9 protein-coding genes and 1 pseudogene are annotated in these 7,691 nt (G+C 58.0%); 5 read left to right on the forward strand and 5 right to left on the reverse strand.

Going from position 1 to position 7,691, the window contains the following annotated elements:
- Window positions 1-124: 124 nt before the first annotated feature.
- Window positions 125-586 (reverse strand): annotated as a pseudogene (locus tag AWB81_RS38770) (transposase); the annotation flags it as partial.
- 431 nt (window positions 587-1,017) lie between these two features.
- On the opposite strand from AWB81_RS38770, the gene AWB81_RS38775 reads away from it, so the two are divergent.
- A complete protein-coding gene (locus AWB81_RS38775) occupies window positions 1,018-1,299 on the forward strand; it encodes a hypothetical protein (RefSeq protein WP_062643465.1) in 282 nt (93 codons plus the stop codon).
- 567 nt (window positions 1,300-1,866) lie between these two features.
- Here the strand turns inward: AWB81_RS38775 and AWB81_RS38780 are convergent.
- Window positions 1,867-2,439, reverse strand: a complete 573-nt coding sequence (locus AWB81_RS38780; RefSeq protein ID WP_062643467.1) for a BPSL1445 family SYLF domain-containing lipoprotein — start codon at window positions 2,437-2,439, stop codon at window positions 1,867-1,869.
- Between the two features lie 102 nt (window positions 2,440-2,541).
- A complete protein-coding gene (locus tag AWB81_RS38785) occupies window positions 2,542-2,886 on the reverse strand; it encodes a hypothetical protein (RefSeq protein ID WP_087135501.1) in 345 nt (114 codons plus the stop codon).
- Window positions 2,887-3,323: 437 nt separating this feature from the next.
- Here AWB81_RS38785 and AWB81_RS45295 point away from each other — a divergent pair, with 437 nt between their 5' ends.
- The gene (locus tag AWB81_RS45295) at window positions 3,324-3,650 is read left to right on the forward strand and encodes a hypothetical protein (protein ID WP_143753511.1); all 327 of its coding nucleotides are present in this window, start codon (window positions 3,324-3,326) and stop codon (window positions 3,648-3,650) included.
- Between the two features lie 267 nt (window positions 3,651-3,917).
- On the opposite strand, the gene aqpZ is transcribed toward AWB81_RS45295, so the two are convergent.
- On the reverse strand, window positions 3,918-4,658 hold the full coding sequence (gene aqpZ / locus AWB81_RS38790) for an aquaporin Z (RefSeq protein WP_062643469.1): 741 nt from the start codon (window positions 4,656-4,658) through the stop codon (window positions 3,918-3,920).
- A 627-nt stretch (window positions 4,659-5,285) separates the two neighbouring features.
- Between aqpZ and AWB81_RS45300 the strand changes: the two genes are divergently transcribed.
- On the forward strand, window positions 5,286-5,540 hold the full coding sequence (locus AWB81_RS45300; RefSeq protein ID WP_143753512.1) for a hypothetical protein: 255 nt from the start codon (window positions 5,286-5,288) through the stop codon (window positions 5,538-5,540).
- A gap of 235 nt (window positions 5,541-5,775) precedes the next feature.
- Window positions 5,776-6,054, forward strand: coding sequence for a hypothetical protein (locus AWB81_RS38800; protein ID WP_062643473.1), 279 nt, complete (start codon window positions 5,776-5,778; stop codon window positions 6,052-6,054).
- A gap of 380 nt (window positions 6,055-6,434) precedes the next feature.
- Here AWB81_RS38800 and AWB81_RS38805 read toward each other — a convergent pair whose 3' ends face one another.
- Window positions 6,435-6,911: a hypothetical protein gene (locus AWB81_RS38805; protein WP_062643476.1), complete on the reverse strand. Its 477-nt coding sequence runs from the start codon at window positions 6,909-6,911 to the stop codon at window positions 6,435-6,437.
- A 424-nt stretch (window positions 6,912-7,335) separates the two neighbouring features.
- Between AWB81_RS38805 and AWB81_RS38810 the strand changes: the two genes are divergently transcribed.
- Entirely contained in the window at window positions 7,336-7,551 is a 216-nt protein-coding gene (locus AWB81_RS38810; RefSeq protein ID WP_062643478.1) for a hypothetical protein, read from the forward strand.
- Window positions 7,552-7,691 lie beyond the last annotated feature (140 nt).

Here is a 7,691-nt window from a genome sequence, read left to right on the forward strand (position 1 = left end):
CCAGATCAACACCGATACGGGCAATCCTGTCCATGTCGCTCTCCTTCGCCTGGTGGTGGGAAGACTATCGTGACATAGCGTCGCGATAGCCCCGCCGGCTCGGAGGTCCTTATTAATTCATAGATTTTTTTCTCAGAATCAGCAACGCAGCCGCTTCCGCCAGCGCCTTCTCCTTGCGCTGCAATTCCTTCTCAAGTTGCTGGATGCGTTTCTTGTCGTCTTTCGACTGATGGCGCTGCTCGCGCGCCTGCTCGGCAGCATTCGCGTTGGCCGCCTGGCAAGCAGCCCGCCACGCCGCGATCTGTTCGGGATAAAGACCTTTGCGGCGGCAATACTCGGCCAACTCCGATGCATTGAGCGGCGCGGTTTCCAGCACCACCGCAAACTTGTCTTCCGAAGACCAACTTTCGGGATTCTTCCCGTCACCCGGCACTGCGACTCCTCGGCCCTTGGCCTGTCGGCGCCACATGTACAACGTCTGTTCTGTAATCCCCGTTTCTCTGGCCAGCGCCGAAACCAGCGCATTTTCTGGCGGCATCATACGGCGCACCAGCGATTCTTTTCTTTCTGCTGAGTAGGGCTTCATCCATTCCGATTTTACCGCCCCCGGACCATGTCTATAAGAATCAGATAACACGACAACTATTCTGACGCCGGGGGGAATGGTGACCGTCTAAATTGTTTACAACGGCATCCCTTCCGATTTCTTTAGTCTGCTGCTAGAAACCTGAATGTCTCTGCCGATCGCCCGAGGACAATCTCACCTGGATGTTTCAAAGAAGACCCACTGGACCCGTTTTCCACAGCTGCGCCCTATCCGGAGAACCCCTTGTTCTGCGGAGCCCCCGGAGGTACGGCGGTACCTTTGTTCTAATAACTTTCGGAGGAGACGCTCACCAAGCGTTGTGGCCACCCGACACCAGGTAATTATGTCTGCAATAAGACTTTACATGTAGGTTATTTTTTTCGATAATAAATGCATGTCGTCAGTGGCAATACCGCTGGGCAGTCTGAGAGATGATCATCGCCCCAGTGACCGAACTCACATACAAGGGTTACTCATTAATTCCGGTCATCGCCCAAGACGACAACATGTTTGCAGCGATGCTAATCATCGGCGCGCCCGACGGCGTTCGGCGCGCTACTGGCGTGCTCGGCGACTTTCCTTGCCCGCTTGAGGCCCAGCGCTTCGCCCTTTCTTACGGAATGGCAGAGATCGACCGCCGGACCTCACCTCAACCAGAGTGGATCCCGAATCCGGCGCACCACATTCATTTTGAGATGGCGACCTCTCGCTAACCTCGAAGTGCGTGGGAATCCGCGCCGTCGGATCTCGATGCTGCTTCCCACGAGATGACGAGATGACGCGGAATTCGAGGTCCCCGAGGCCAAATCTATTCAGGCTCTCTCTGAGTGCCGAAGCCGGCCAACACCGTCCCGGCACCCTCTGCCGCCACGTTGGTGTTCGTCGTAGAAGACGGTGCCGCAGTCGATTTTGATCTACGATGTAGAAGTCAGAAAACGAACGGGCCGGTCGTCGCCCAAGTCACCGGCACCGAAGAGGCGCACTAAATGGCCTTTGTGTTGTCCGCCGCGATTTTCCTAACGTCCACTGGATTCCTTGTCGGTGCCGCGCTAGCGCCGACCACGCCGGCGGTGGTCGTGCCGTCCTCATCTCCTGGCTCGAGCGAAGGCAAGACTACCGTCCCGCAACTAAGCCCCAAGCTCTCCGACGAAGCCGCCACTCCTTCAGCGGGCTCCAGAGCCACGCGCGACTAGCGCGCAAGCTCGACGCACGGTCTATCGCCAGAGTCGTAGAACTCGCGCGTGCTCGCGACGCCCGGGGTATGCTCTGCGGCCCCGGTGTCAAATGCCGAGCTTGCTAACCTTGGTGCCTTCGAAGCTAAGATTGGCCATCAGGCCGGAGTTCGTCAGTACGAAACCGACGATGGGCGCATTCGTCGTCGCGGTGTCGAGCGCACCGTTGGCGCCCGACTTCGCCACCGCCACCGAGCCATCCACGCCGGCTGTCCAGCCCTTGTCGCTCGTTCTGAATTTATCGAGCGCGTCCTGGGTCATGAACATCAGGACCACGACCTTGGACTGGGCGCCGATCTGCAAGCCGAACGAGGCGGTACTGGTCTTGTAATAGCCGATGGACGTACCTCCTGCGCGCAGAGCGCCTTCCCCATATTCGCCGCCGACTACGAGGCCTGCCGCGATCACCGACGGAAAGACAAGGATGCCCTTGGCCTTGCTGCCCTGTTCCCGCGCGCCTGGCGTCGCACTGTACAGCTTGTTGAGGGCGCCATCGACGCCGGCATCGATTTCCTGGCGCTTGTTCGCCGCTTCCGTCGGATTCGAGGTCGACCCGCAAGCGGCCAGCGAGCTTGCCAGGGCGATGGCGGTCAACGAAAAGAAGAAGGTACGGCGATGCATGAGACTCTCCTCAATTGAAGTTCGGCAGATTTGCGCCTGACTCACCGGCATTGGTTGCCCGCATCTACCGAAACAACGAAGTAACGCAGAATGATGCGTTGCCTAAAGGCAGCCGCCAATATCGCCGCTGGGGTTGCCGCCCCCGCTGCCCGCTCGCAAACCGACCCATGTTTTGCTATTACCCGTCCACGACGGGCGCACGAGAGCGGCTGCGCCATTCGGAGGCTGCTGACCCGGAACATAGACGTCCATCGCCTGGTTGTTCGCCAAAACGACCTGCGACATGACTTGCTGTTGCGACTGGTTTGCCCATTTCTGAGCGATGCATTGCGCGACTGTGGAGGCCGGTTGCTGGCTTTCTCCGACCGGTTGCGCGCTCGGCGGCATCGGTTGACTGGCACAGGCTGAAACAGCAACGGTTACGACGAAAAGCAGTAACGGTCTCATTTTTTACCTCCAGTTGGATTTCGCGCATCCAAGCGCGCAGGCGATTCAATCTTTGCGTCGCAGCGGTAAGCCTTTTTGCTCTGAAAGGTCGTACGAAACTGGCCCAAAATCGAAGGTACGGTGCAAGTCAGCCGAATGGGGCCGCCCTGCCTACTCAGGCCGTTGACGTTGTCATGACAATCTCCCCAATCTCCGAAAACTACGTGCAGAGAAGAATAGGCCTAACGCAGGCTAGCGGGCATAGGACTTAGGTCCAATGTCACGGAGACCAATAATGGACTAGCTCGGACTGTACGGAAGAACGATCGCTCCTAGAGGCCATCGTGCCTTTCCCTAGGCAATGGAGACGGGACTAATGTGTACGCAAAGGCTGATCAGATGCTGGCGAACGTCCTAGAAGCTCGGCCGTAGAGTCAAGCGATCACGGGCACACCGCGATGGATGATTTCGAGCATTTCTGCGCTCGGCTGCGACGGAAATACGATTGGAAAGGAAGCCTTCGGCCGGGCGAGGCTCGCTTACGTCAGCGCCAGGCTGCCACGCGAGTGAACTCCGCTCCGCTGATCGACGCGACACACCTGATGCTCGCCACCTTGGCGCGCGTGCCCTTCTCCCGTGGCGGCTGGCTCGTTGAACTGAAGTATAAGTTGGCACCTCTCTCGCATCGCCTTTCAGAGGCCCGTCTCGCAAGGTCGTCTGAAAAGAGTATTGCCTTAGAAAATCGGCGAGTGTTGCGTTTGCACGATGCGTTGCCATCAGGATGACCGCGTGCGACGCGCTGCCTACCCGACACCGCCGCCGAATGTCCACCGGATTCGCTCATCGCCTGATTACAGTAAACTTGAGAATATGGGGGATCGAATTTCATCGTAACTTGCGCTGTCCGCGAATTTCGGCGCATTCAGTCTTACTGTGGAGCACTAAGCCGCGTTGGCTGCGATGACAGAAATCGTGAGACCGTGACGCGTGCCAAGGCGACCGATCAGCGACGCGAGCACGTATCTGCCCGTTGAGATATCGCCCTCTTGCCGCTACGGAGCGTCGATGGCCAGCGGTCCGGGGGCGACTGCGACATGGGTTTCGGGGAAAAGCTTCGGATAAAGAAAGCCCGCAATGGATGCACCGATCAGTGGCGCGACCCAGAAAAGCCACAACTGGGACAGCGCCCCCCAGCCAACGATTAATGCGGGCCCTGTTGAACGTGCTGGATTCACCGAGGTATTCGTCACCGGAATGGAGATCAGGTGAATGAGTGTGAGGCACAGGCCAATACTGAGCGGAGCAAATCCAGAAATGGCACGACCATCTGTGGCGCCGAGAATAACGAATACAAAGAAGAACGTCATCACCACTTCACATACGAGGGCTGCCAGCAAAGAGTAATGTCCCGGCGAATGCACGCCGTAACCGTTTGTCGCGAAACCGCTCGCCGTAACATCGTATCCAGGCGCTCCGTTCGCGATGACGTAGAGCACGATTGCTCCAATGATTCCTCCCAACACCTGCGCGATGATATATGGGCCCAAGTCACGAAGGGGAAGCCGACCGGCTACCGTAAGTCCGACACTGACCGCGGGATTCAGATGCGCTCCTGAGATGTGGCCGATGGCGTAGGCCATGGTCAAAACGGTTAAGCCAAAGGCAAGCGACACACCGGCAAAGCCTATCCCGGTTCCGGGAAATTTGGCAGCCAGTACAGCGCTTCCGCAGCCGCCGAGCACCAGCCAAAAGGTACCAAGCATTTCCGCGGCAAACCGATGTTTGATTGACATGACCGAGCTCCACTTGTAGAAATAATGTGAGGAGAAGACTGCCCGCGGGGCGGGCTACTGTGCTCATACCATTGCCACAACCAAGGGCGGAATCATTCGCGCTTGAGCCCAATAGTGCACCGGGGAGTTGCTCGCGATACTGCTCTCATCGATTGGAAAAGCATAGAACGCGGAATGTTAAAACTCTAGCGTTGGGCTCCGATGCTAATCGGCCGGTCCCGATCTTTCGGATCTCGGGAGCCCCCTCAGGTTCTCCCTTCAGTGGTTAAGTAGTTAGCGGTTGTGCATAGCCCCGCGATTGGCCTGTGTGCATCGGACTTGTGCATATAAGATAGGTCGATACGCCTTGCATTGCGCGGCGGCCCTGCTACAACATAGATTGGTCCCCTCGCGAGTCAGCGCGATGGTTCGCCCGCCCCCTGTCGGCGGGCTTTCTTTTTGCTGCGTCGGAGATGCGTCCTCTGGTCTCGGGGACGCGTTGTGGAACATGATCTTGTCCCGCCGCTGCGCGGGCCCTCTTTCGTCCGTCTCGATTTAGCGCTACGCTATGCATGCGTCTTCTCTGAGCGGGGGACGTGCATACTCCTTGCCCGCCTCGGCGGGCTTCTTTTTGGGGCGGACCAGGCCGTGCGCTTCACCTTCGTGATCCGCAGTGACGGCATCCAGTTTAGGAAAAAGGAGGCGGCGAATGGCGGCCAGGTACCGACCGAAGACGAAGCGCGCGGTATGGGCGTGGTGGAGTTCGCTAACGGAATTGGAACGGGCAGCATGGCTAGCCAAAGCCAACACGGCAGTGCCTGCGGTAGCTTGGGCGCTGTATCAGAACACATTAAGCCCATCCACCCCAGCCAATTCGGACGACTCGAAGCCGGTAGTACTTAAATAGCACTCCCGTGCGTTTACAGCTTGATAACCTCCCCTAGTTGATCTCTGATACCGTCATGCCGACCACGAAAAAACGTAAGCCGGCAAAACGTCCACGCACGAACTCTAAAATGCAGTTCCTGCCGATGCCTCGGCGGGATTCGGATGCAATGTGTCTACAATCGCGCCTTGCATTTGAGGCCATGCGCGGCCAGCGAGCAACACCGAGGGAGTCAAGACAGTTGCACAAGCAGTGCTGCTTACCGGTTTCATAACAGAAGCAGGGCACGGGCTGCTCGATTTGTCATTCGTTAAGGAAGTCGAACGTGGAGTACTCGCGCTTTTGGATCGCGGAGCGGCGACCGGCGACTGGAATGTGCCGGACACACTGCTCGAACCGCTGCCCTCTGTAATCAATGAGCACGACCGTCAGTTGAGGGAAGTGCGGCTCGGTGTGGTGACGACGGCCGTTGAGCGACTGGAGAGAATGATCGTATCGGCCTTCGCCCAGCGGACGGACACAGACTTTTGATATGTGCGGTCGTCGCGGGCCCAACTGAGACGCTTCGGCTCATGAATGGTGTACATGCTGTTGGGCCAAGGTGCGCGGCGTCGGGAGTTCTCGTTGACCCAGCGAGTTGATGGGCGACCAGTCGGAGCTTCGATGTCTTGCCGGCGCCGGCGTAAGCGTTCGCTTTCAGGTCGTACGCCGCTTTGTGTTGCCACTACGGGCTTACTGCTCGGCCGTCGGTTTGAAGAAGCTGGGAGTCGCGGCCTACCGTAGTCGGTGCGGACCATACGGCCGGCGGGATGCGCTGCACATGCGCGCTCAGGGCCGTGAAATCGTTGGTCGAATAGCCGCGTCCGATAGTGAGCATTTTCGGGCGGGCCTCGTTCGAGAAGCGCTGGCGCTCAGTCATCGGAGCCCTGCTCGCCGTCCAATCCCATCGGCGGCTTCGGCCTGAACTCTTGCAACCCCGCCTGCGCCTGCGCCAAGAACACCTCGGGCCAGGTACCGCACAGGATCTCGAACGGGATGCGCGCATCAAGCAAGCGCGCGGCGAGCCTTACGTCATCAGGCCGCTCACCCCACAGCACCCGCTGCACCAGCACCACAGCACCGCATTCCGCGATGTTGTCGACCACTGACGTGAAATCGGGATGGTTCACTACCGCCGATCCATAGATCTGCGCTAGCGCGGTCAATATCGCCAGCTCAATGCGAGTCGGCTTGACCGATAGCGGCACCGGTCGCCCTTCCACAATGTGGCTCATTGCGCCTGCACGGCGGCGCTGTGTGATGGCCCGATCGAGCGCGAGCACGATCCGCGCGACCTTCGCATCGGAGAACGCGTCCGCTTCGTCGTCAGCCGCAAATTCTTCAGCCACGCGGCGCCCCCTCTCTTGTAATCGCCAATAACCAAATTTTAACCCCAAAACGATACCGCGACAAAATACATTAATTTGGACTCCGAACCGCATGTTACAGGGTCGAAGCTGGTACCGCACTCGGGCATCGCCATCTTCTTGCGACGGTGTCAGCCTGCTGCATGACGCGCAGCAGACAGAAAAGCATCAAAGCATCTGTCTCTGCGATCGGTGCAAACCTCGCCATCACATAGTGGTAACTTTGTGCAGTTTTGTCTAATTTATGCGATTTACGAATAACTGTAACAAAGTTAAAAATGCACTTCGGACAAAATTGAGCGGTTATTCTTACCTGCCATATGGATAAACATCCTACGGCGTACCGAGGTGCCAAAGAGCACTGACTGGCAGCCACAGAACCTGAGGGTGAACGACAATGCTTCATATGAACGATGTCACGTACAAGGGACATTTGCTTAGCGCGATCGCGGTAACAGACCGCGAGATGTATTCGGCGACGCTAATTGTCCGCGATCCGAGCGGCGTTCAACACCGCAGTGGGGTGCTGGGATCATTCGCGAGCTCGTTAGGCGCTGTGCGCTATGCATTCGCTTATGGCATGGCCGAAATCGATCATCGGAAAGCGCCGTCTTCTGAATGATGCGTCGCTAGGCCTCGCGCTAGCCCTATTTGCGGGCGACTATTTCCACTGCCTAATTGCCGTTGTCACGGATCGGCGTAATCGAGCCGGGGATGGTCGGCCTAATGAGGCCACGCAGAGTAGCCCCGAAACGCAATTTC

The organism is Caballeronia arationis (assembly GCF_001544975.2).
Taxonomy (GTDB): Bacteria; Pseudomonadota; Gammaproteobacteria; order Burkholderiales; family Burkholderiaceae; genus Caballeronia; species Caballeronia arationis.

What these genes read in the sequence shown, in the direction of transcription:
- AWB81_RS38775 (WP_062643465.1), top strand. Translation starts at nt 1,018, where the DNA reads ATGATCATCGCCCCAGTGACCGAACTCACATACAAGGGTTACTCATTA.
- AWB81_RS38785 (WP_087135501.1), bottom strand. Translation starts at nt 2,886, where the DNA reads ATGAGACCGTTACTGCTTTTCGTCGTAACCGTTGCTGTTTCAGCCTGT.
- AWB81_RS38780 (WP_062643467.1), bottom strand. Translation starts at nt 2,439, where the DNA reads ATGCATCGCCGTACCTTCTTCTTTTCGTTGACCGCCATCGCCCTGGCA.
- aqpZ (WP_062643469.1), bottom strand. Translation starts at nt 4,658, where the DNA reads ATGTCAATCAAACATCGGTTTGCCGCGGAAATGCTTGGTACCTTTTGG.
- AWB81_RS45295 (WP_143753511.1), top strand. Translation starts at nt 3,324, where the DNA reads ATGGATGATTTCGAGCATTTCTGCGCTCGGCTGCGACGGAAATACGAT.
- AWB81_RS38810 (WP_062643478.1), top strand. Translation starts at nt 7,336, where the DNA reads ATGAACGATGTCACGTACAAGGGACATTTGCTTAGCGCGATCGCGGTA.